Source organism: Vibrio aquimaris, assembly GCF_009363415.1.
Lineage (GTDB): Bacteria > Pseudomonadota > Gammaproteobacteria > Enterobacterales > Vibrionaceae > Vibrio > Vibrio aquimaris.
In genome coordinates this window covers 1050773-1073674 of sequence record NZ_CP045350.1, presented here as the reverse complement: position 1 = coordinate 1073674, position 22902 = coordinate 1050773, and the positions used below count along the sequence as shown (strand labels likewise).

At 42.8% G+C, this 22902-nt stretch carries 18 protein-coding genes and 1 tRNA gene; 13 read left to right on the top strand and 6 right to left on the bottom strand.

Going from position 1 to position 22902, the window contains the following annotated elements; all coding sequences use genetic code 11:
* Positions 1-80 precede the first annotated feature (80 nt).
* The 5 genes from minC (at position 81) to metG (ending at position 5397) form a co-directional block, all read left to right on the top strand.
* Positions 81-743 carry a septum site-determining protein MinC gene (gene minC, locus FIV01_RS05085; RefSeq protein ID WP_152430023.1) on the top strand — a complete coding sequence of 221 codons (663 nt, stop codon included), beginning with the start codon at positions 81-83 and terminating at the stop codon, positions 741-743.
* An 18-nt stretch (positions 744-761) separates the two neighbouring features.
* Positions 762-1574, top strand: coding sequence for a septum site-determining protein MinD (gene minD, locus FIV01_RS05080; protein WP_152430022.1), 813 nt, complete (start codon positions 762-764; stop codon positions 1572-1574).
* Positions 1575-1838, top strand: coding sequence for a cell division topological specificity factor MinE (gene minE / locus FIV01_RS05075; RefSeq protein WP_152430021.1), 264 nt, complete (start codon positions 1575-1577; stop codon positions 1836-1838).
* 441 nt (positions 1839-2279) lie between these two features.
* Positions 2280-3491 carry an ADP-ribosyltransferase domain-containing protein gene (locus FIV01_RS05070; protein ID WP_152430020.1) on the top strand — a complete coding sequence of 404 codons (1212 nt, stop codon included), beginning with the start codon at positions 2280-2282 and terminating at the stop codon, positions 3489-3491.
* Positions 3492-3840: 349 nt separating this feature from the next.
* Positions 3841-5397 carry a methionine--tRNA ligase gene (metG, locus tag FIV01_RS05065; protein ID WP_152430019.1) on the top strand — a complete coding sequence of 519 codons (1557 nt, stop codon included), beginning with the start codon at positions 3841-3843 and terminating at the stop codon, positions 5395-5397.
* 97 nt (positions 5398-5494) lie between these two features.
* Here the strand turns inward: metG and adhE are convergent, their stop codons facing one another.
* On the bottom strand, positions 5495-8188 hold the full coding sequence (adhE, locus tag FIV01_RS05060) for a bifunctional acetaldehyde-CoA/alcohol dehydrogenase (protein WP_152430018.1): 2694 nt from the start codon (positions 8186-8188) through the stop codon (positions 5495-5497).
* A gap of 581 nt (positions 8189-8769) precedes the next feature.
* On the opposite strand from adhE, the gene FIV01_RS05055 reads away from it, so the two are divergent.
* Both FIV01_RS05055 and FIV01_RS05050 read left to right on the top strand, forming a co-directional pair.
* Positions 8770-9408, top strand: a complete 639-nt coding sequence (locus FIV01_RS05055; RefSeq protein ID WP_152430017.1) for a YchE family NAAT transporter — start codon at positions 8770-8772, stop codon at positions 9406-9408.
* A gap of 51 nt (positions 9409-9459) precedes the next feature.
* Complete coding sequence (locus tag FIV01_RS05050) at positions 9460-10296, top strand: ion transporter (protein ID WP_152430016.1); 837 nt, start codon at positions 9460-9462, stop codon at positions 10294-10296.
* Between the two features lie 41 nt (positions 10297-10337).
* On the opposite strand, the gene asd is transcribed toward FIV01_RS05050, so the two are convergent.
* Positions 10338-11468: an aspartate-semialdehyde dehydrogenase gene (gene asd, locus FIV01_RS05045; protein ID WP_152430015.1), complete on the bottom strand. Its 1131-nt coding sequence runs from the start codon at positions 11466-11468 to the stop codon at positions 10338-10340.
* A gap of 433 nt (positions 11469-11901) precedes the next feature.
* On the opposite strand from asd, the gene nhaC reads away from it, so the two are divergent.
* Both nhaC and FIV01_RS05035 read left to right on the top strand, forming a co-directional pair.
* Positions 11902-13338, top strand: a complete 1437-nt coding sequence (nhaC, locus tag FIV01_RS05040) for a Na+/H+ antiporter NhaC (protein WP_152430014.1) — start codon at positions 11902-11904, stop codon at positions 13336-13338.
* Positions 13339-13522: 184 nt separating this feature from the next.
* Positions 13523-14128: a class I SAM-dependent methyltransferase gene (locus FIV01_RS05035; RefSeq protein ID WP_246210426.1), complete on the top strand. Its 606-nt coding sequence runs from the start codon at positions 13523-13525 to the stop codon at positions 14126-14128.
* Between the two features lie 11 nt (positions 14129-14139).
* On the opposite strand, the gene FIV01_RS05030 is transcribed toward FIV01_RS05035, so the two are convergent.
* The 3 genes from FIV01_RS05030 to yejK all read right to left on the bottom strand — a co-directional run bounded on the left by FIV01_RS05030 (position 14140) and on the right by yejK (position 16819).
* Positions 14140-15390: an Hpt domain-containing protein gene (locus tag FIV01_RS05030; RefSeq protein WP_152430013.1), complete on the bottom strand. Its 1251-nt coding sequence runs from the start codon at positions 15388-15390 to the stop codon at positions 14140-14142.
* A gap of 179 nt (positions 15391-15569) precedes the next feature.
* A complete protein-coding gene (locus FIV01_RS05025) occupies positions 15570-15764 on the bottom strand; it encodes a hypothetical protein (protein ID WP_152430012.1) in 195 nt (64 codons plus the stop codon).
* 50 nt (positions 15765-15814) lie between these two features.
* Entirely contained in the window at positions 15815-16819 is a 1005-nt protein-coding gene (yejK, locus tag FIV01_RS05020) for a nucleoid-associated protein YejK (protein ID WP_152430011.1), read from the bottom strand.
* An 85-nt stretch (positions 16820-16904) separates the two neighbouring features.
* Here yejK and FIV01_RS05015 point away from each other — a divergent pair, with 85 nt between their 5' ends.
* The 3 genes from FIV01_RS05015 (at position 16905) to FIV01_RS05005 (ending at position 19089) form a co-directional block, all read left to right on the top strand.
* Positions 16905-17129 (top strand): YejL family protein, encoded by a 225-nt coding sequence (locus tag FIV01_RS05015; RefSeq protein WP_152430010.1) that lies wholly within the window; start codon positions 16905-16907, stop codon positions 17127-17129.
* 27 nt (positions 17130-17156) lie between these two features.
* On the top strand, positions 17157-18959 hold the full coding sequence (locus FIV01_RS05010) for a DUF3413 domain-containing protein (RefSeq protein ID WP_152430009.1): 1803 nt from the start codon (positions 17157-17159) through the stop codon (positions 18957-18959).
* Between the two features lie 53 nt (positions 18960-19012).
* Positions 19013-19089 (top strand) — tRNA-Pro (locus tag FIV01_RS05005).
* Positions 19090-19145: 56 nt separating this feature from the next.
* On the opposite strand, the gene FIV01_RS05000 is transcribed toward FIV01_RS05005, so the two are convergent.
* Complete coding sequence (locus tag FIV01_RS05000; RefSeq protein ID WP_152430008.1) at positions 19146-21194, bottom strand: ATP-binding protein; 2049 nt, start codon at positions 21192-21194, stop codon at positions 19146-19148.
* Between the two features lie 264 nt (positions 21195-21458).
* On the opposite strand from FIV01_RS05000, the gene FIV01_RS04995 reads away from it, so the two are divergent.
* Positions 21459-22811, top strand: a complete 1353-nt coding sequence (locus tag FIV01_RS04995; protein ID WP_152431659.1) for a sigma-54-dependent transcriptional regulator — start codon at positions 21459-21461, stop codon at positions 22809-22811.
* Positions 22812-22902: the final 91 nt, after the last annotated feature.

Sequence of the window (22902 nt, the reverse complement as noted above, 5' to 3'; positions counted from 1 at the left end):
GAGTTCTTGCTGTGCTTTGTGCGGGAATATAACATGACACCCCTAGTCTCTGGCAACGCCCTAAGAGGTCCTCAAATAAGATGTCGAATTCACCCGATCTGAAAGGAAGTAGCTTTACTCTATCAGTTTTACACCTTTCTGATAACCATGTAGAAAATACGATTCGGTTTCTCAGCGAAAAAGTCGAGCAAGCACCCGCTTTTTTTGCGCAGGCACCTGTTGTCATTAATATTTCAAAAGTGGTAGGCGATATTGATTTTCCACGGCTCAAAAATGGCATTGCCCAAGCAGGAATGATTCCTGTCGGCGTAACTGGCTGCCGAGACAAACGTACTCAAAACTTCGCATCTGACGCTGAGTTTGCGATAATGTCCGCCAGTAAGTCGCCTTCTCAAGCGCCCGCAACTATGGCGCCAACCAAAATCGTCCGTACGCCAGTGCGCTCTGGCCAACAAATTTATGCCAAAGACAGTGATTTAGTGGTGTTAAGTCACGTTAGCGAAGGAGCGGAAGTCATTGCAGATGGTTCAATCCATATTCATGGCACATTGCGTGGCCGCGCTATTGCGGGTGCTAGTGGTAATACAGGCGCTGTCATCATCTGCGATAAACTCAATGCTGAATTGATGTCAATCGCTGGCCACTATTGGCTCACAGAGCAGTTCGCAGACGAATATTGGCAAAAAAAAGTTATGTTCAGTTTAGAAAACGACTCGCTTAAATTCGAGTCGTTAACAGTTTAAGAAAATAAGGAACAAATAATGGCACGCATTATTGTTGTCACATCAGGTAAAGGTGGTGTAGGCAAAACTACATCAAGCGCTGCAATTGCTTCGGGCCTCGCTCTGAAAGGTAAAAAAACCGCGGTTATCGATTTTGATATCGGTCTTAGAAATCTAGATTTAATTATGGGCTGCGAGCGCCGCGTGGTTTACGATTTTGTTAATGTAATTAATGGTGAAGCAACCCTTAATCAAGCGCTCATCAAAGACAAACGCACCGATAATTTGTTTATCTTACCTGCCTCTCAGACTCGTGATAAAGACGCTTTAACCAAAGACGGAGTTCGCCGCGTATTTGATGAACTCGATGAGATGGGCTTTGACTTTATCATTTGTGATTCTCCTGCGGGTATAGAACAAGGTGCCTTGATGGCACTCTATTTTGCCGACGAAGCCATTGTCACAACCAACCCTGAAGTCTCTTCCGTGCGTGATTCAGACCGGATTCTGGGTATTCTTGACTCTAAATCTCGCCGCGCTGAAGAAGGGCTAGAGCCTGTAAAGCAGCACCTTCTACTGACTCGCTATAATCCTACACGAGTAACACAAGGTGATATGTTGAGTGTCGAAGATGTAGAAGAAATTCTGCATATTTCTCTGCTTGGGGTGATTCCAGAAAGCCAAGCGGTGCTTAACGCCTCAAATAAAGGTGTACCTGTTATATTCGACAATGAGACAGACGCAGGAATGGCCTATGATGATACTGTAGAGCGTTTACTGGGATCTCAAATCGACTTCCGCTTTTTAACTGAGCAGAAGAAAGGTATCTTCAAGCGACTATTTGGAGGCTAAATGTCACTACTTGAATTTTTCCGACCACAAAAGAAAACTTCTGCCAATTTAGCTAAAGAGCGCTTGCAGATTATTGTTGCGGAGCGTCGCAGTCAGGGCGATCCTGCACCATCCTACTTGCCGCAACTTAAAGAAGACATTCTAAAAGTCATTGCAAAGTACGTTGCCGTTGACCCATCCATGGTTGACTTATCTTTTGAGCATAAAGACGATGATATTTCCGTCCTAGAGCTCAACGTCAAGCTTCCAGAAGACGAAAAATAGATATCGGGGGTTAGCGTTCGTGTTAACCCTTTGTTTTTGCCTTTTGGGCTAAAATATTCATTCAGAACAGTACCAAATAGTATTAGTCGCAAAATAACTTACCAAACCTCGAGGTAGTTATTGCCTTTCTTTAAGCGAATGTTCTCTATTCAAGTCTGAACAGGCCTATCGAACTCTACTTCAACCTAACTAACTGTTCTATAAAAAGTCCCCGAAAACGTATTCACTTTTCACCTTTTTTCTCTGGTTCAGATCTCAGCGCAAGTGATAATTTAGTATTTAGCGTTGGAGCTTGAAATGTCTTGCTAGAAGCACCTTCAGAAAAGCCACGAAAAAACAACTACTACACATACGTATTTAAGAAGAGATGATGAAGGCAATTTTACTGACCAGTGACCCCAACACATTTGTTTAATCATATAGAATCAGAGTATACGACCAATGAAAGCAGCAAATAGTCACCACAGCAATTATGTAAGCATGACTAAGCAAGAGCGAACAAAAGAAAAAGCCAAACTTAGCAATGACATCAAAAAAGTAAGTAACGTTATTTCAGACACAAAGTCATCCATATCCAATTTGACGTCGTCAATTTTAAAGTTCCGTGATGAAATTTCAAAGAAAAAATCACAAGTTCAGAGTCTGAATGAGATCGCTAAAAAACATGGTGATGATTGTATCGTAAGGTGGAAGGAAGACCACTTTAAGTATGGCCAACCCAGTAATTTTATAAAAAAAATACTCCATTCTAATCGCTATGAAACCGAGCGAAAAAAAGCCTCGGAAATAATGAACAGTAGTACCCCAGGAATTTCGGCTAAAGAGTCAGTTTCAGCATTAAATAAGCAGGTTAACTCATTGCAATCTGAGCTCCAAAAGACAAAAAATGACTTCAATGAAGAAAAGCAACTGCTAGATGATGCAACAAATATTAAAGATGATATAAGTACAAAAATTTCTGCTATCGATAAAATCGAAGATGATCTAAAAAAAGCTAACGAAACAAAGCTAAAAGCCCGCCAAGATTTCTGCTTGGTTTATCAAAGTAACGCAGGTTGTAAAGCACTAAACCAAGAAGCACGTAAGGTCTTTCGTAAATCAGGTACTAGTGGCTTTGTGAGCGGCAGTAAAGTAATTCAAGAGTATGAAAGGGTTCATGGCTCAGAGATTTTCGGTCGTGGAAACAAAGATTTAAAATATAGGATCAAAGCACAATGTGATGACTTATCTAGCTTGGTTAAAGAAGCTGCCAAGGGGTTTTACACCCCATCAAGCAAAACTTTCACAACTTACCGTGGGCAAGGTATGACATCCAAAGGAATTGAACTCTTGAAAGAAAGTTTTCATGCCAACCCTAACACGGTCTATAGTCCGGGACAGTTTTTCTCAACCTCTTCAAAGGTGGGTGTAGCTACTGACTTTGCAAATAGAAGCACAGATGACATAAAAGTACTCTTCACAGTGAAGGGGGATAGTAGCAACGGATTATCTGTTCCCGGTGGCCTAACCTTTGAAAATGATGAGGGTGAAAGCCTTTATTCACCGCTAGCAAACTTTAAGGTCACTGATATTGAAGGTTCAGGTAATACCTACTATGTCAGTTTGCAAGAAACCAAACAACAAACAAAAGGTGTACAACTTCTTCCCTATTAAGTTCGTTCGGTAAATTAGATATATACCTGTACTAGTAATAAAGGCGAGTTTTTATTCGCCTTTATTACTCCCAAATCATCTATTCAAAACCAAAGATTGCCCACAGTTAACAAGTCTGTTAGCTTAGAGTCATGAACACTAAAACTACTCCAGCCAACTACAGTGCTTTAACCACAAGCATGATGATGAACATGCCTTCACAGCGAATGCTGCGAGGGATGGTCTGCGTGTTCTAAATTTATCAATCACTGCATCACCATTCCCTAATACACGGTTGGGAAGGTGGTAAACCAAGTGATATCTGGCCTCTCTTTTCAACCTTAGCATTGAAAAACAAGGAGATCGGCCAATGAATACTAACAACAGTTTTAACCTAAATTTATCTAAATCTTCAAAAACAGAGTTTATTACGACCCCGATATTTTACGCCAACGGAGAGCCGCACTTAGGGCATGCCTACACTGGCATTATCGCTGATATTTTTTGTCGGTATGAGCGCCTTGCACAGATAGATATTGGCTGCAAACTTATCACAGGCACTGACGAACATGGCCAAAAAATTGCCTCAGCAGCTCAGTCAAACAACCTCCCAGCGCAAGATTTTGTCGATACGCTTTCACAAAGTTTTCAAGATTTATGGCCAAAGCTTGCTATTGAGCAGGATGCTTTTATCCGCACCACAGATAGACAGCACAAATTAAACATCCAGCGTATTTGGCAGCAGCTTGAGCAGCAAGGAGATATCTATCTTGGACATTATTCTGGACACTACTGCATCGCGTGCGAACAGTTTTATCCTGAAAAGAGTCTTCTCGATGGCGCATGCTGCCCAGTCCATAAGCGCGAAGTAATTTTCAGTCAGGAAGAAACCTATCTATTTCGCTTAGAGAAATATCGCGAGGCATTGATTGAATACTACCAATCAAACGATAACTGCATTGAGCCTAGTCATTATCAACAAAGTTTGATCGAACAACTCAAATCTTCACCACTCGATGATTTGTCTGTGTCTCGGATTAATAACAAATGGGGAATCCAAGTACCGAATAATCAAGGCCATACCGTATACGTTTGGATTGATGCGCTATTTAGTTACCTTAGCGCGATACAAAATTGTGGTGGCAACACCCATAGTCTTGCTCATACACAACACGTAATAGGTAAAGATATTCTCCTGTTTCATGCGGTATACTGGCCTGCATTTTTATTGGCTTTGGATATAAAGCTCCCGCAAAAACTGATAGTACACGGTTGGTGGACCATTGGCGGCGAAAAAGTTTCTAAATCCAATCCTCACACCACGGTTAATCCCAGCCTATTTTCTGAGAGATTGACCTGCGATGGGCTGCGTTACGCGCTTTTACGTCACAAGCCGCTGCATAGAGACGGCAATTTAGTCCTCGATGAGTTTGCCCAAACCATTAATGCCGATCTGCTCAATAACCTTGCCAATCTCGTCAAACGTAACCACACACTGATCACTAAAAACTTTGCTGGCGAAATCAAACTCGCTGAAATTTCTCAGCTTGATAAAGGAAACCTTGCTTGTATCAACAAGGTCATTCCAGTGCTCGAGAACATTATTAACGCTTATCAAACTCGTGATCTTCACCGCGTGGCCAAAGAGGTAAACTGGATACTGACCGAGTTAAACGGCTTCTTCCACCAAAGAGCACCGTGGCTGGTTAACAAAGAGCAACCTGAAGCCAAAGCGAAACAAACCTGCCTAGTGGTGAGTAATCTTGTTCGTGAACTTGTTTGGCTGCTCTCGCCTATCACACCCACACTTTGTCAGACCATCATCGAAGAAAAAGGTACCCCCTCATCATCTCTCTTTGAGCATCAAGCTTTGATCTTAAAAGATGCAGTGGCCCTTTGTGCTAAAAGTCACTGGCAAAAGATATAGACGATAAAAAGCCCCAGATTTTCATCTGGGGCTTGGTTTTTCCCGATAGTTAGGTTAGTTCGTGCTAGCGAAAACCTACCTCACAACACACACCTACTTATGCGTTAGTTTTGCTTTTTTTCGCTTTAGGCGCTGCCTTTTGATCGGCCTTTTTCTTAATTACCGTTGTACCTTCGAAGGTTTCACCTTCAACAAAAGCTTTACCATAGTAAGAATCTAGCAATACCGCTTTAAGCTCACTGATCAATGGATAACGAGGGTTCGCACCAGTACATTGGTCATCAAATGCTTCAACCGCAAGCTCGTCAAGCTTAGCCACGAAATCTGCTTCAGCCACACCTGCTGCCTGAATAGACATTGGGATATCCAGATTCACTTTAAGCTCATCCAGCCAAGCCAGTAAACGCTCGATCTTCTGAGCCGTGCGGTCGCCCTCTTGGCTCAAACCTAGGTGATCGGCTACCTCTGCATAACGGCGACGTGCTTGTGGTCGGTCGTATTGAGAGAAAGCGGTCTGCTTGGTTGGGTTATCGTTCGCGTTGTAACGTACCACGTTAGAAATCAGTAGTGCGTTAGCCAAACCATGTGGCAAGTGGAACTCAGCTCCAATTTTGTGTGCCATTGAGTGACAAACCCCTAAGAAGGCATTCGCAAAAGCAATACCTGCAATGGTTGCTGCATTATGCACTTTCTCACGAGCAATCGGATCATTAGCACCGTTTGCATAGCTTGATGGCAGATATTCTTTGAGCATCTTAAGTGCTTGCAGTGCTTGCCCATCTGAATATTCGTTGGCAAGAACAGACACATAAGCTTCTAAAGCGTGAGTCACCGCATCATAACCACCAAACGCAGTCAGCGATTTAGGCATGTTCATCACTAGGTTAGCATCTACGATTGCCATGTTTGGTGTAATTTCGTAATCCGCTAGTGGGTACTTAGCGCCTGTTTTATCGTCAGTTACTACCGCAAACGGTGTGACTTCTGAACCTGTGCCAGATGTTGTCGTGATACAAACAAGCTCGGCTTTTTGTCCCATTTTAGGGAACTTGTAGATACGCTTACGAATGTCCATAAAGCGCATAGCAAGTTCTTCGAAGTGTGTATCTGGGTGTTCATACATTACCCACATGATCTTCGCCGCATCCATTGGCGAGCCGCCACCAAGTGCGATAATGGTATCAGGCTGGAAGCTCTTCATGGCTTCAGCGCCTTTCTCAACCACAGACAGTGTTGGGTCCGCTTCTACATCGAAGAAAGTTTGCACTTCCATGCCTTGCGCTTTCAATAAGCTGACAACATCATCTGCGTAGCCATTGTTAAATAGGAAACGGTCTGTGACTAGGAAAGCACGTTTTTTACCTTCTAAATCACCCAATGCAATAGGAAGGCTACCGCGACGGAAGTAGATAGACTTAGGTAGTTTATGCCACAACATGTTTTCAGCTCGCTTAGCTACAGTTTTCTTGTTGATTAAGTGCTTAGGACCGACATTCTCAGAAATAGAGTTACCACCCCAAGAGCCACAGCCTAGCGTTAAAGAAGGCGCAACATTGAAGTTGTATAAGTCACCAATACCACCGTGAGTCGTCGGGATATTAATCAGAATACGCGCCGTTTTCAGCTTGTCGCCAAAATAGCGGATACGATCTGCATTAGTATCTTGGTTGGTATATAGACCCGATGTATGACCAATACCGCCAATCTCAACCATAGTCACAGCCTGAGCAACCGCATCTTCGAAGTTATCTGCACGGAATAGACCTAACGTTGGGGAGAGCTTCTCGTGAGCGAAAGCATCGTCGTAAGACACCTTACCTAAACCTTCACCGACAAGTACTTTGGTATCTGCAGGAACAGAAACACCCGCCATTTCAGCAATCGCAGGAGCAGGCTGACCAACAATCTTGGCATTCAACGCGCCTTCGATAAGAAGAACGCCACGCACTTTCTCGGCTTCAGCCTTAGAAAGAACGTATGCTTTGTGAGAGGCAAAACGTGCTTTCACTTCATCATAAACTTCATCAACCACAATCGCGGCTTGCTCTGAAGCACAAACAACACCGTTATCAAATGTTTTGGACATCAAAATTGATGCAACGGCACGTTTAATATCAGCGGTCTCATCGATAACAACCGGAACATTACCCGCACCTACACCAATTGCAGGCTTACCAGAAGAGTAGGCAGCTTTCACCATACCTGGGCCACCTGTTGCAAGAATAAGCGCAATGTCATCATGCTTCATCAAACCATTCGACAGCTCCACTGATGGCTGGTCAATCCAACCAATAATGTCTTTTGGAGCACCGGCAGCTACTGCCGCATCTAGAACAAGTTTAGCCGCGTCATTGGTTGAGTTTTTCGCACGTGGGTGAGGAGAAAATATAATACCGTTGCGAGTTTTAAGAGAGATGAGTGATTTGAATATAGCAGTCGAAGTTGGGTTAGTGGTTGGGACAATACCGCAGATAATGCCGACTGGTTCAGCGATAGTCATAGTGCCCAGATTGTCATCTTGTTCAAGGATGCCACAGGTTTTTTCGTCTTTGTACTTGTTGTAGATAAACTCAGAGGCAAAGTGGTTTTTGATTACTTTATCTTCAACGATACCCATACCAGACTCTTCAACCGCTTGCTGGGCCAGCGGGATACGTGCTTGGTTTGCGGCGAGAGAGGCAGCACGAAAAATCTTATCGACTTGCTCCTGAGTGTATGTTGCGAACTCTTGCTGCGCTTTTTTAACACGCGCAACCATTGCATCAAGTTCAGCCATATTAGTGACAGGCATAGGGAATCTCCTAAATTAACAAATTGTAAAAACTCTTTATTAACAAAACTTAGCGACCTCATCGTGTGTCTATCTGTCAGCTTCTTTAGTAAATAGCTTTCACGACTGATTATATTATTTCAGTCAGTGAAAAAAATTGACCCAGATCAGTTCGGTAGAATTATTTGATGGCTGGCAGCAAAAGAAACGCCGAACAAACAAAAAGCCGTACATTTACTAGGGTTTAACTCATTCACCAAACTACATAAAACGTTCAAAACTTATGTCATGCAGCTGCGATTTCATCAAAAAGCTGTAAATAAATTTCAGTTCAAAAAATATTAGTTACATGTACACCATAAACCACGTGTTACATGGAGGCATTTGTTTCATGCTATAAATCTGTAGACTAGCACAAATTGTAAACGCCAATAATCAAATGTTAATAACCCTACAAATCGGTTAACATATAACATGCCTTAGAAGTAGCCAAGTCGATATTTTTGCCAATAATTAGCTTTTTTCACTCGTGGACAAATGAAATTTCAACTATATTCCGCATGTTACAGATAGTTAACTTCTCTTATGCTTAGGCGCAGACAATGCAGACATTCGAACTCGCGATTTTTTTACAATTCTTTTTAGGCCTAGTCGCCGCAGTGAACCCTGTTGGCATAATGCCAGTTTTTGTCTCTCTTACGGGTCATATGACGGCAGAGGAAAAAAACAAAACCGCCACCACAGCAAACTTTGCCGTTGCCATCATTTTGATCATATCGTTATTGGCCGGTCAGATACTGCTCGATATGTTCAGTATTTCTCTCGACTCATTTCGCGTTGCTGGGGGCCTCTTGTTACTCAGCATCGCATTTTCAATGATGAGTGGTAAGTTGGGTGAGGATAAACAAAACAAACAAGAAAAGTCGGAGTACGTTAGCCGCGAGCAAATCGGAGTCGTCCCGCTAGCCATGCCGCTTATGGCTGGACCTGGTGCCATCAGCTCCACCATAGTATATGGTGCTCGCTACCCCACTGCCATTGACACTGTAGGTATCAGTATTACTGTCGGTTTATTTTGTTTTTGCTCATGGCTATTGTTTCGCTCTGCACCACTGATCGTGCGATTTTTAGGACAAACTGGCATTAACGTCATCACCCGTATTATGGGCCTGATCCTTGGTGCTTTAGGTATTGAGTTTATTGCTAACGGGCTGCGAAACCTATTCCCCGGGTTGGCTTGATGAAACTGATAAAGGTATGATTGGTGCTATTGATTAAAAGGTAGTTCTCTTATGCCGCGTCACGCATTAAAACACTATTTATATATCATCATTTTCGGCACTCACACTAAAGCTGGACGTGCCTTTGATATTGCTCTGATTGTCGCCATATTTTCCTCTCTTGCAGTGCTTGTCCTAGAGTCTGTTCCAAGCATTGCCTCCCCATGGAAGATGGAGCTGCGATATTTAGAGTACGCATTCACCGCCTTATTTAGTATCGAATATCTACTCAGATTATATTGCTCACCAAAGCCTAGCGCTTATGCGAAAAGTTTTTATGGCGTGGTTGATTTACTGGCTATTTTACCCACTTATCTTGCCTTTTTCTTTCCTGGGGCATCCTTTATGGGTGTGATTCGCTTGCTGCGGGTAATGAGAATCTTCAGGGTGTTAAAACTGGTACGCTACTTACAAGATTCAAATATCTTGCTGCGCTCTCTTTTAATGGCGCGCAGAAAAATCCTGATCTTTTTCAGCACAGTCGGAATACTCGTTACCATTTTTGGCTCATTAATATTTGTTATTGAAGGGCCAGCCAATGGTTTCACTAGTATCCCCAAAAGTATTTACTGGGCGATTGTTACTATTACCACAGTTGGCTATGGCGATATTGTACCTCAGACACATTTGGGTAAAGCTTTGGCCTCGCTTACCATGTTATTGGGCTACTCAATTCTTGCCGTTCCAACCGGTATTATCACAGCAGAGCTGAATAAAGAGATGAACGCCCATAAAACTTTGGTGAAGTGCCCTAATTGCAGTCGCGCGGGACACGACTCAGATGCAATCCATTGCAAGCATTGCGGCGGTGAACTTGCCGAGCCAGATAAGCGAATAGTTAAACAATAAAAAAGGGCTGATAGATATCAGCCCTGATAGTTTTTTAGGACTTAGGCTTTCTCTGCCAAAATAATTCTTAGTGTGCGACGCAAAGGCTCTGCTGCACCCCATAGCAATTGATCGCCCACGGTAAAGGCATTTAAGAAATCATCTCCCATCGCCATTTTACGTAATCGACCCACAGGGATAGACAAAGTACCCGTCACTTTCGCTGGCGTCAGTTCTTGGGCAGTAATATCACGCTCATTTGGAATCACTTTTACCCAATCGTTATGGGTCGCAATCATTTCCTCGATCTCGTCCATAGGAACATTTTGCTTCAATTTGATAGTGAGAGCCTGTGAGTGGCAGCGCATCGCCCCAATACGAACACAAGTACCATCAATAGGTACTGGAGAATCTTGGAAGCCGAGAATTTTGTTCGCTTCAACGCCAGCTTTCCACTCTTCTTTGCTTTGACCATTGTCACGCTTAACATCAATCCAAGGGATAAGAGAACCAGCCAGTGACACACCAAACTTATCGGTAGAGAAAGACTCACAGCGCATGGTGTCAGCCACGCGTTTATCAATGTCGAGAATGGAACTTGATGGGTTGGCAAGCTCTGAGCTGACTGAGTCATTGATCACTCCCATTTGAGAAATAAGCTCTCGCATATTCTGGGCACCTGCGCCAGAAGCCGCTTGATAGGTCATCGCGCTGGCCCATTCCACCAAGCCTTTCTCAAACAGACCGCCTAAACCCATTAGCATTAAACTCACAGTGCAGTTACCACCAACAAAGGTACTAGTACCTTGATGAATACCTTGTTGAATCTGGGTGTAGTTAACTGGGTCTAATGTGATGATTGAATCTGACGCCATACGCAAGGTTGAAGCGGCATCAATCCAATACCCTTTCCAACCCGCTTTTCTGAGCTCAGGATATACTTTCTCTGTATAACTCCCACCTTGACACGTCACAACAGCATCAAGCTGCTTTAGGCTGTCAATATCATAGGCATCTTGCAGTAAACCTGAGTCTGAACCGAGCTGACGATCCGAAAACACAGGAGCGGGAATACCAACTTGAGATGTGCTGTAAAATACCGGCTCAATATGGTCAAAATCGTTCTCTTCAACCATGCGTTGCATGAGTACTGAACCAACCATGCCGCGCCAACCGACTAAACCTACTCTCATTTCTCAACTCTCCGTGTGCAATATTAATTTAGGAAACGATTCAATACTTCAACTTTCTAGGCAAAATCTCAAGAGAAATTTGATTTATTTGTGTCTATTTTTCTGACTTTATAAGCTGTGGCGATAATAAAGAACATTCTTCGAACTCAAACCCAAAAGCGAAAGCAATCATAGCCCAGCCAAAATAAACAAAAATAAAACCAAACTTAAACAATAAATTTACATTTAATAATAAAAACAATAAGGATTTACAATATATTTAACCAAATTAAAATACCTTGGTAGATTTAAATCACATCGGAGTAGTATTTATTCGAAATATTATTCTAGCTAATGTAAAGTGCTCGTCTACTAAAAATGAGTAAGTATTCTCAATGCGTTCCTAAATAAATTAAGAGGAATCTATGAGATATAACACATATAAGGGATCTGCATGACGCAACTCACTCCACGCTTACCCAGTCTAATGCAAGTGATCATTGCATTAGGTCTATTCTTGCTGATGGCTTTTTCATTCACAGCCCAACTCGATTTGCCAATTCAGCTGGCACTGTACATAGGTTGGTTCGTGATCATGGTGCTTGGCGTAAGGCTCGGTCACCAGTACAAAGATCTTGAAAAAGCAGCACTTAATGGTATTTCCAATGGCCTTGGCGCTGTCTTAATCCTTCTAGCAGTGGGTGCTTTGGTCGGCACTTGGATTTCGGGTGGTATTGTCCCGACCATTATCTATTATGGCCTTAAAGCAATTCATCCCTCTATATTCCTACTAGCAACTATGGTGATCTGTTCACTAACTGCATTAGCGACTGGAACATCTTGGGGCGCAGCAGGAACCGCTGGTATTGCTATGATGGGTATAGGTCAAGGTTTAGGTGTTCCTGCGCCTATTACCGCAGGTGCTGTTCTATCAGGCTGCTACTTTGGCGATAAAATGTCACCATTGTCAGATTCGGTTATCTTAGCTTCATCCATGTCGAACGTAGAAGTGATGGAACATATTAAAGGCATGCTGCCTATCGCGCTTATCAGCTACATCATTACTGGCATCATGTTTACTGTATTTGGTTTCCACTACGCCGGTAATGTAGACATGACGCAAGTTCAGTCTGTTATTGAGGCAATGGATAATCAATTTTACATTACTCCTTATTCGTTCGTTCCTGTTGCCATAGTGCTTGGCTTACTGGCCATGCGTATGCCTTCTTTCCCAGTGATCAGTTTTGGTTCTCTACTTGGGATAGTTTGGGCTGTCATGATCCAAGATGTAGACTTCTTACAAGCCTTTAATACTGCGTGGGCCCCTTTCCACATTGAATCTGGTGTCGATTTCATTGATTCCATCTTAAACAGAGGCGGCATGTCTTCTATGCTTGGCTCTGTGGCTGTGATTGTTTTTGGTCTCGGCTTTGGTGGCTTGCTGGATAAAGTCGGTATACTAGAAACAATCGCTAAGCTTTTCGAGCGCCGAGTACAAAGCGCAGGTTCACTAGCAACCAGCACAATAGGAACGGCCTTCCTTGGTAACGTATTTGGCTCAGCTATGTATGTTTCTTTGATCTTAACACCGAAAATTTGTGCCAAAAACTATGACCGCCTAGGATTCAAACGTAAAAATCTATCCAGAAACGCCGAATTTGGTGGCACGCTGACCTCTGGTATGGTGCCTTGGAGTGACAACGGTATCTACATGGCCAGTATCCTTGGCGTCGCGACCCTATCATATGCTCCATTCATGTGGCTAAGCTTTGTGTGTATTTTGGTTACCATTGTGACCTCTTACATGGGCTGGTTTATTGATAAATATGATCCCACCGCGACAGCTAACCACACCAATGACAACGCCGAATTAGTTAAACAAAGCGCTTAACACCCGTTAACCAGATAAGTGCTATTATGCATTTATCTGGTTCTTTAACTTCCCCCTTTTTTATCCACTCAGCTTATTAAATAATTTCAATCATCTACCAACATGATATAGTCTTATAGAGTGCGTCTTTCTCGCACCATATTTGTGCATAACGACTATGTTCTGACATTCAAATAAGGCCATCATGCATATTCTCGACCGATTAAACGTGTATTTATTTCATCGTAATAAAAGCCTAAATGGGCGCAGCTTAAATTATAAAATGCAGGGCTGGTCGAGCGAGAAGGAACAGATAATACGATTTAAAGCCATCGCCAACAGCGCCGATTTCTCAAATAAGCGAGTGTTGGATTTGGGATGTGGATTAGGTGAGCTGTATGACTACCTCAGCCAAGATAAACACTTAGCTTTTTACCTAGGCATTGACCAACATTGGCCATTTCTAAAACGAGCCAAAAAGCGCATTGGCTCAGTTCAGTGTCGTTTTAGGCTCGCTGATATTAGCCGTACACCATTGCCCGAGCTTGATATTATTATCGCCAGTGGCTCACTTAACTATCAGTCGCGTCAAACTGATTACCTAGAGCGTATGATTACCCGTATGTATGCAGCGGCCAAAGAAGTCGTCATCTTTAACTTGCTCAATAAGGATGTATTTCTCAAACCAACCTTGCTCAAAGCGTATGACAAAAACGACGTACTCTCCTTTTGCCACACACTCACGCCCAAGGTAAGGGTGATTGATGACTATTCGACAGGTGATTTCACTATTGTATTGGAGAAAAGCTAGACTAGCTCTCGCTAACCGCCATTTTGTTGCTGATTGAGAAATTCATGCGCTTCATCGATGGCTTTATCCAACCGAATTTTAAGCTCAGCAAGAAGTTCAGTAACTGAACCGGAGCCGTCTTTGAGGGCTTGCTCGACATTACCTGCTGCCTCTTGTAGCTTCTTGGCACCAAGGTTACCACCCACCCCTTTGAGACTGTGCGCTTTGCGTAATGCATCTTCTGGTGAGTCATGCAATAACTCGGCAATTTTTTCTGTATCACCAGTGTGATCATCAACAAATACTTGCAACAACATACACACCGACTCATGATCATCGCCAAGTGATTCCAACATGGATTTTAAATCAATTTCGGGCTCATTATTTCCCTTTTCATCATTGCCCATAGCCAATGCCTTGTTCTGGTTTATAATTTCCGCTTTTGGGGTTTCGGTCCGTTGATCGTCTGTTTGTACCGGCTCTTGCTTTGCGCCAACGGGTTGATTTGGTATTGGCTGAACTGAAGACACACGATAGCTGACACCGAACAAGGCTAGTAAACACAGTCCACTGAGCACTAAACCACCGATAACCAGCTGATTTTTCTGATCATGAAACTCACGTTCTACCAAGGCAATCTGCGAGTAAATTGAATTATTCATGATTTTTTCAATCACATAATTACCTTGGGCGTAGGTACCTAACAATGACGATGTTTTCGATAGCATATGCTGTAAATGCTTTTTCTGAAGTGCAGGTAGCTTTTCTGATTGCACATAGAGTTGGTCAAGCTCCCTAAACACTTTGGGATTTGATTCACTAGAACTAAACAGCGCAGCCAATACATTCGTTCCGACTTTCGCGTAATAATTCGATAGTTTGGAATCTTTTTGGTATTTGGCACGAAGAGCTTGGATCTGGTCAACCAGCGCAATCAGCTCAAGTTCATTATTCAAAAACGTCTTCATCTGCTCTATAAATTGGTCGGTAGTGTAAAGCAGTTGCCCCATATCAAGGGTTAACCAATTTTGCTCGTAAGTCGCCGCCATCTGCAAGCGCAAAGCGTGAATCAATTGCAGTTTAAGGGCTTGCTCTCCAGTCTGACTTGCTCGATAAGAAGGCTCTTGGAACATAGAATACTTGAGATCATCAATACTATTGCTTAGCTCGCTGACCTGATTCATTGTTGTCACACTTGAACGATAAGCGAACATTAACGTTGCAATACCTAAAACCCAGATCGCCACAACCAACCAAGCTAACTTGAGCGCCTTACCTTCCATACCCTGCTCTTCTTCGAATAAACTGCGTAATTACAAGCATATATGCAATGAGCAAGAATAGTAGCCCAAAGTCATGATTTCTTCGACCTAGTCCGACTTTCATCATAGAGTTCAAGGTATTTAACCACCCATAATAAAGGCCACATCTTACTGTGGCCCCGATTAACACTTGAAGAAAGTTAGGCAACCGCCCTTTGAGGTGCACTCACTAGCAAGCTTTCAGCGGTGTTTATACTACTGAGAGGGGAGTTTGCTATCTCATTGTAAGAAGCGTCAAACCCGCTCATCGCCTGCACAAGCAAATCAGGCTCGGCCGCTGGCGGCAGATACTCAGGTAATGTCATAGGTGAGAATTTGGTCCCATCTGGCAGCACCACATCCTCGATATTATAGCGGCTGCCTGCAGCTGAAAAGGGTAACTTGCTTAACCTTGATTTCTGGTTAATTGGTCACGCAAGTTTGGCGGCGTCCCTTTAATAGTTAGAGTATCGGTTTCTGGGTCGTAAAATATACGCTCACCGAGTAGCATACTGTCAAAGCTCATATTAAGCCCACCGCCTGCCCCAACATATTTTGTTAGCTTTCGAACCGCCGTTCGATCGCCCGGGAAGCTGTCTTCTAACTCATACCCTCTCTCTTGGGTAAAATCTAAAAAGCTGGTGCCTTCATGGGTCGGGGGTAATTCTTCAGATAATTCTCGAACTTGAACTTCGTCACCCGTTTTAATCTGCTCATTGCAATAATCAGCCACTTGTTTTTTGTAACTGATCATTTCTTCTTTTTCTAGCTTTGAGTCAGTGCAAAAGTCATCAACTGCTTGCATCAAAACTTGATTTTGCTGTTTGGTATCTAGCCCAACTTCTGCTTGTAAAAAATCTAAGAAAAAGTCAGCCACTTTACGGCCTACGCGCCCTTTTATATAAGCCAAGTAACGGTTAGACTCTTTATCCGTCTCGTAACTGGTCAAATCAATACGTGCCGCTATATCCATTTTGCTAAGATCCAAATAATCCGTCGCGCTAATATCAAGACCCTCTGTTACTTTTAGGCTCTGGTTGGATGGCACAATAGCGACAAACAAATAATCGGTTGCCAGCGACTGATATTCAGCAATCACTAAGATTCCTTCATCTGCAAAGGGGTATTTGCTCAACTCATTTTTGAGACGATTTGCACTAAGTTGCGAAAAATCATAGAAGTTCTTTCCACCTTTGCGAAGTTCATGCAACCAGATTTGAAATTCACTGTCAGATTTAAAACTACCAAAGCCTTTGCCTACTTTGGAATTGAAGACTCTGTGAAGCTCAGCCACTAAATTTTCAGTGGACGTGTCGTTTTCTAGACATTCCGTTCTAAAGTTAACAATAAGCTCGTCAGAGTCATTTTTTCTTAACTGATGCAAAATTACATTTGAAAGATGAAGGCTCATGATAAATTTTTATCGTCGTGTAGGTTTCAGTTGCGGGGCATTGTAGGTTATCATAAGTCGCTTTACTATCACCACTAGAGTCTTTATGCCGATCACATCTAAATACAGCGATGACAAAGTAGAAACTATCTTATCAGAGGTAGCTGCTGTTCTTGACAAACACGGGGCTGGGCCTGAGCTATCTTTAATGATTGCAGGTAATATCGCTACCAATGTCTTAAATCAAAACGTTAATACTTCACAAAGAAAAGCGCTTGCTGAAAAATTTGCTCAGGCACTGTTGTCTTCTATTGAAGAAAACACTCACTAGAATAACAAACGGACAATAGAACATTACATGGTAGATAACGGAAACACATACGGTGAACGCGTTTCGCGTCTGGTTGGTTGGGGGCATTGGTTTGCCTTTTTCAATATCATTGCAGCCATGCTCATTGGCACCCGTTATATCACTGAATCTCCTTGGCCAGAAACTTTACTCGGTCAATTTTATCTCGCAATATCATGGGTAGGCCATTTTGGCTTTCTTGTGTTTGCGCTTTATCTGTTGGTTCTATTCCCACTCACCTTTTTGATTCCCTCTCGAAAACTGTTTCGATTAGTCGCCGTATGTTTTGCCACTTTTGGGCTAACAGTATTGCTTGTGGATACGCAAGCTTACCAAAAGATAAATCTCCATCTGACCCCAGTGGTTTGGGAAGTGTTACTCAACGAAGAAGGCAGTTCGGTAAATATTGATTTGCAGCATCTATTCGTGGTGTTACCACTGATCTTCCTTCTGCAACTGGCGTTATCGGAGTGGGTGTGGAGAAAACAGCGCAGACTATCACACAAGCATATTGGCCGCCCTATTGCGGTGCTGTTTTTCGTTAGTTTCATCACTAGCCATCTCATCTATGTCTGGGCGGATGCGTACTTCTACAATCCGATAACCGCACAGAAAGCGAACTTCCCTCTTTCCTATCCAATGACGGCTAAGTCCTTTATGGAACGTCATGGCTTGCTTGACCGCGAAGAGTATTTACAGCGCTTGAGAGAAAATCAAGCTCATGCTGAGTTAGTACGTTACCCGTTGGAAAAACTAGAGTTTAGCCGCAGAGCAAACTCTCTGAACGTTTTGATTGTGAGCGTCAATAATTTACGCAGCGATGTGATGACATCAGAGTGGATGCCTAATGCGGCAAACTTTGCTGAGCAAAATCTGTCTTTCACCAATCATTACAGCTCAAGCAACGATACTTTCGGTGTGTTTGGTCTCTTTTATGGACTGCCAAGTAGCTATGTAAGCAGCATCAAAATGCAAGGTTCTCGACCTATTCTTCTTGATACCCTGCTAGATAAAGACTACAGCTTCGGACTATTTAGCGGAGATAACTTTGATGACGCTCTGTACGGCGAAACTATTTTCCGTGGCCTCAATTTCACAGGCATCGCATTTAATGATGCAAGCTCCCCCGATACACAAGCAATCAATGCTTGGGCAAATTGGGTAGAGCAGCGCAAGAAGTCCCCTTGGTTCAGCTTTATCGAGCTGACTACGGTTGACAACTTCAGCGCTTATGATGACAAAGGTAACCATTCAACGATCGATAAACTGCAAAACGGATATCACGCCTCTGTCACCCATGCTGATGAAGAGCTCGGCGTTTTATTTGATAAAATAGAGCAACTCGGTATCAGCGACTCGACAGTGGTGATTTTAACCTCTAATCACGGTACTGAGTTTAACGAAACAAAAACCAACAGCTGGGGTTCGAATAGTAATTACAGCCGTTACCAACTCCAAGTGCCTATGGTTATCCACTGGCCAGGTAAAGTACCAGCGATTTATGATCACAGAACAAGCCACCTCGATTTGTCCGTGACCCTATTACAGGATTTACTGGGCATATCCTCCAATCCTTCTGATTTTAGCAGTGGACAAAGTTTATTCGATGAAAGCCCTAGAAAATGGATTCTTGCTGGCGGCACTCGAGAGCTAGCCCTAATAACCAACAAAGATACAACGGTAATCGACAAGTTCGGTAACTACAAGCTGTACGATGGAAACTACCAAAGGTTGCAAGATAAAAACCCTACTTTACCGGTACTAATGCAGGGTTTAACTGAATTACAGCGTTTTTATGCGAAAAGTAACTAAATTCTTATCTTAGTATTTGACCTAAAGAAAAAAAATAGGTACATTACTCGCATCGGACTGTAGCGCAGCTTGGTAGCGCACCGTCATGGGGTGTCGGGGGTCGGAGGTTCAAATCCTCTCAGTCCGACCATACGCCTAGAAAAAGAGAGCTTAGGCTCTCTTTTTTGCTATCTGAAATACATAATATTATTTATCGCTTTTACTCATCGTTAAGATAAATACCATCCCGCTTGGATAATTATGACTAGCGGTTAACTTACCTTGCATATCACGAGTATTATTGGCTGATATAGCAAGGCCTAAGCCAAGCCCTTCCCCTATCTTTTTCGTGGTGTAAAAAGGCTCGAAAATAGATTCCAGCTTATCGTCATCAACACCTACACCATTATCACTGATTTTAAATTCCACTTGGTCTATTCGGTCGATAACTTGGATAGAAATACTTGGGCTTTTTACGTCTGCAACCGCATCTATAGCATTAGACAATAGATTTCCCAATACCTGTCGCAAGCGAGCTTCTTCTCCTAAAACACTATTCACTCCAGCCTCTATATCAATATTAAATTCAACATGCTCAAGCTTTAGTTGAAAAATCGTTAAGACCTCATGCAAAGCATCGCGAAAGTTCACTGAAGAAGGGGCTTCTAAGCGCTGAAAGGCAAATGATTTAAGCTGGCGAGTCATGGAAATCATGCGTTCAATCAGGGTGACAGCTAACACTGTATTGTCTTTAACTTGGTCGATCGCACCTTTTTCAAGTAGCAGCTTATTGGTTGAGAACAAGGTTTTCATCCCGGTCAGCGGCTGATTTAATTCATGCACAATCGCACTGGACATTCTACCCAACGCCGCCATTTTACTCGACTCGACGAGTTCTTGATGAGCGCTCTCAAGCTCCAAAGTTCGCTCTTCGACCTTGTACTGCAATAATTGATTAGTTTGTTTTAGGGCCAGTTCTGCCCGTTTGCGCTTGCTGATGTCAATAATCGTACATAAATACAATCGCTCATCACTCCATGAAAGGGCATTGACCGACAAAATAACCGGAAATAGACTACCATCACTCCGTTGGCCTAAGGTCTCTACTTGGTTAAGGTCAATCAAATAAGACAGAGTGTTTAAATTCTTTAGTAAACTCAGTATGGTCGTATCCGAGCTGCCATTTTCAAACAGTTGCCAGACACGTATATTTCGGATCATGGATTCAGACAAACTAAAATAGCGCTTTGCCATAGGATTCATCACTTTAATCTGGCCTTGGCTATCTGCCAGTATCAAACCAACATGGGTTTTATTGATCATCTGACTTAACCTGTGCTCAGAGGCTTTGATCCATTCTTGCATTTTTTGGTAGGCCGCAATTTTTTGTTTGCGTTGACGCGAGACAACCACCAGCAAAAAAATCATCAGACCAATAAAAACTGAGCTCCAACTTGTCCAAAGTACCGTTTGATTTAGAGAAGCTAAAGGTGTTAGATAAACCAGTCGCCAATCTAAGTCATCCAAGAGGACGCTCTGCACTAAATACCGCTCAGCCTTTATCTGCCACATTTCTATCCGTGTTCCATCGTACAAGGTCTGATATTCACTAAACGATCCATGAGTAAAGTAGCCTTCGAACCAAGAGGAAGAAAAAAGCGTATCACTGGAGAGAAAAAGAGAGCTTGAAGCTTGGTGAGCCAAAATAGCCTCTCCTTTTGAAAACCACTGCTCAATCAACATATTCAAATCCGCTTGAACCACAATCACACCTATGATCTCACTGCCATCATAAAGTGGAGCCGCAACCAAATAATCACTGCTACCTACGACATGAGATACCGCACCACTATTAAGCAATACTTTTTCTGTTATTTGCTTGGTGATATGACTTCCCAATCTCTGATTATCAACACTTGAGAGCTTTATTTGACCCTTGGTATTAAGGAGGTACCAGCCTCTCGTGTTTGCGGCTTTATCAAGCGTTATTAACTGTGCTTGCAACTCTTGGTATCGCTCTTCTTGGCCTTTTAAATACTTTACGCTTGTATCATCTTTAGTGACTAAAAATGGTAGATAGTCAAAACGCTGCAAAGTTCGGCGAACACTTTTTATGTAACCAAGAAAACGGTCTTCAGCGTTTCTCTGTGTGGTTTCTATTTTCCATTGATAGATAATTTTTTGACTTAGCGTCTGCATCAACCCCATTAACACGCCGACTAAGATCACTGCAACCAAAAGCCTCCGACCATACATTAAGCCCATTCCTTTTTTTCAGTCCATGAAGCCATCATGCTAGGGTAATCTATTTCAAAGTCAGCATTGGTGTATCAGCACCTTATAGTGTGTTTATTATCAAATATTTTTATCTGTGTTCCATTTACGTTTTGCTCGACTAATGGCTTCAATGCTTTTCTTGACAGTGCTGTTCTTTAAAGAGATTGCCTAAAATGCGATATCTGCCCTTTTCGTTATCGATAGATTTGCTTAACGTGAAGAAAAAAGTCAGTAGTGGACAATATGGAAGTCGTCACCGAACAAAAAATCGCCTTAATTGAAGACGATCCTGTCGTTCGTCACACCACGCAGCAGTGGTTGGACTTAGCAGGATTTGATGTACAGAGTTTTGAAACCGCAGAGACGGCCTTAGGTAGCATTAAGGACAACTCGTTCTGCGCCATCGTCAGTGATGTGCGCTTGCCGGGGCAAAGCGGATTAGATTTGATGCAACAGGTTAAAGCCGTCAACCCATCGATTCCTATTGTATTAATTACTGGTCATGGAGATGTGGATATGGCCGTGAAAGCGCTGCAAAAAGGGGCGTTTGATTTTATCGAAAAACCTTTTGAACCAGAGCGTTTATCCGACACTATTTCACAAGCTATTGCTCACTATCAAAGTTCAAAGCACTGGAAAAGCCGACAACACTACCTAAAAAACCTACAAGGCATGGAGCAAACGCTTATTGGCCAAAGTGCGGTAATGAAAGAGCTTCGTGAACAAATTCACAAGGTAGCCAACATAGATACCCATGTCATCATATACGGCGATACAGGATGTGGAAAAGAAGTGGTTGCTCAATGTCTTCATCAGTATAGCCTTCGCAGCAAACATGCTTTCGTCCCCGTCAACTGTGGGGCTATCCCTGAAACTCTGTTTGAAAGTGAGTTATTTGGCCACGAAATCGGCGCTTTTACTGGTGCAGCGAAAAAAAGAGTCGGCAAACTGGAGTTCGCCGATAAAGGCACTTTGTTTTTTGATGAAATAGAAAGTATGCCAGCCGCAATGCAAGTAAAAGTGCTGCGAGTTATTCAAGAAAATACTGTCGAGCGCGTGGGAAGTAATCAGTCACATCACGTGAATTTACGCATTATTTCAGCTGCAAAAAGCCCTCTACTTAATCACCCCGAATTTCGCCAAGACTTATTTTATCGACTTAACGTCGCTCAGCTTTATTTGCCGCCGCTCAAAGAGCGAGAGGAAGATGCGCTGCTACTTTTTGATCACTTTACCCAGCAAGCTAATTCCAACACTCGGCGGGCAAGTCGCGCAGACCAAGATGCCCTGTTGAGCTACCACTGGCCGGGAAATGTTCGTGAACTGCGCAATGTCGCAATGCGCTTCGCACTCGATGACTCAGTGACCGTTGGTGAGATTTTATCCAGCCAACCTACAACACCAAACCCAACCAAGCAGCAAGGGGTATCACTTGCAATTCAAATGCAGAGTTTCGAGAAAAAGGTGCTGCATGAGTGTCTTAACCGTCACCATGGATGCATTAGTGATGTAATGCAAGAATTGGATTTACCCAGACGCACACTCAATCAGAAAATGCTCAAATACGCATTAAGTCGAAGTGATTATATTGACTAAACTAGGCCATTTCATTGGCGATGATACTATCGGCATAAAATGGCTTATCTATTCATCTTAACTATTAGACAAATAGATTGGATGGAACCTC

Coding starts and splice junctions, on each gene's coding strand:
- minC (WP_152430023.1), top strand. CDS start 81: ATGTCGAATTCACCCGATCTGAAAGGAAGTAGCTTTACTCTATCAGTT.
- minD (WP_152430022.1), top strand. CDS start 762: ATGGCACGCATTATTGTTGTCACATCAGGTAAAGGTGGTGTAGGCAAA.
- minE (WP_152430021.1), top strand. CDS start 1,575: ATGTCACTACTTGAATTTTTCCGACCACAAAAGAAAACTTCTGCCAAT.
- FIV01_RS05070 (WP_152430020.1), top strand. CDS start 2,280: ATGAAAGCAGCAAATAGTCACCACAGCAATTATGTAAGCATGACTAAG.
- metG (WP_152430019.1), top strand. CDS start 3,841: ATGAATACTAACAACAGTTTTAACCTAAATTTATCTAAATCTTCAAAA.
- adhE (WP_152430018.1), bottom strand. CDS start 8,188: ATGCCTGTCACTAATATGGCTGAACTTGATGCAATGGTTGCGCGTGTT.
- FIV01_RS05055 (WP_152430017.1), top strand. CDS start 8,770: ATGCAGACATTCGAACTCGCGATTTTTTTACAATTCTTTTTAGGCCTA.
- FIV01_RS05050 (WP_152430016.1), top strand. CDS start 9,460: ATGCCGCGTCACGCATTAAAACACTATTTATATATCATCATTTTCGGC.
- asd (WP_152430015.1), bottom strand. CDS start 11,468: ATGAGAGTAGGTTTAGTCGGTTGGCGCGGCATGGTTGGTTCAGTACTC.
- nhaC (WP_152430014.1), top strand. CDS start 11,902: ATGACGCAACTCACTCCACGCTTACCCAGTCTAATGCAAGTGATCATT.
- FIV01_RS05035 (WP_246210426.1), top strand. CDS start 13,523: ATGCATATTCTCGACCGATTAAACGTGTATTTATTTCATCGTAATAAA.
- FIV01_RS05030 (WP_152430013.1), bottom strand. CDS start 15,390: ATGGAAGGTAAGGCGCTCAAGTTAGCTTGGTTGGTTGTGGCGATCTGG.
- yejK (WP_152430011.1), bottom strand. CDS start 16,819: ATGAGCCTTCATCTTTCAAATGTAATTTTGCATCAGTTAAGAAAAAAT.
- FIV01_RS05015 (WP_152430010.1), top strand. CDS start 16,905: ATGCCGATCACATCTAAATACAGCGATGACAAAGTAGAAACTATCTTA.
- FIV01_RS05010 (WP_152430009.1), top strand. CDS start 17,157: ATGGTAGATAACGGAAACACATACGGTGAACGCGTTTCGCGTCTGGTT.
- FIV01_RS05000 (WP_152430008.1), bottom strand. CDS start 21,194: ATGTATGGTCGGAGGCTTTTGGTTGCAGTGATCTTAGTCGGCGTGTTA.
- FIV01_RS04995 (WP_152431659.1), top strand. CDS start 21,459: ATGGAAGTCGTCACCGAACAAAAAATCGCCTTAATTGAAGACGATCCT.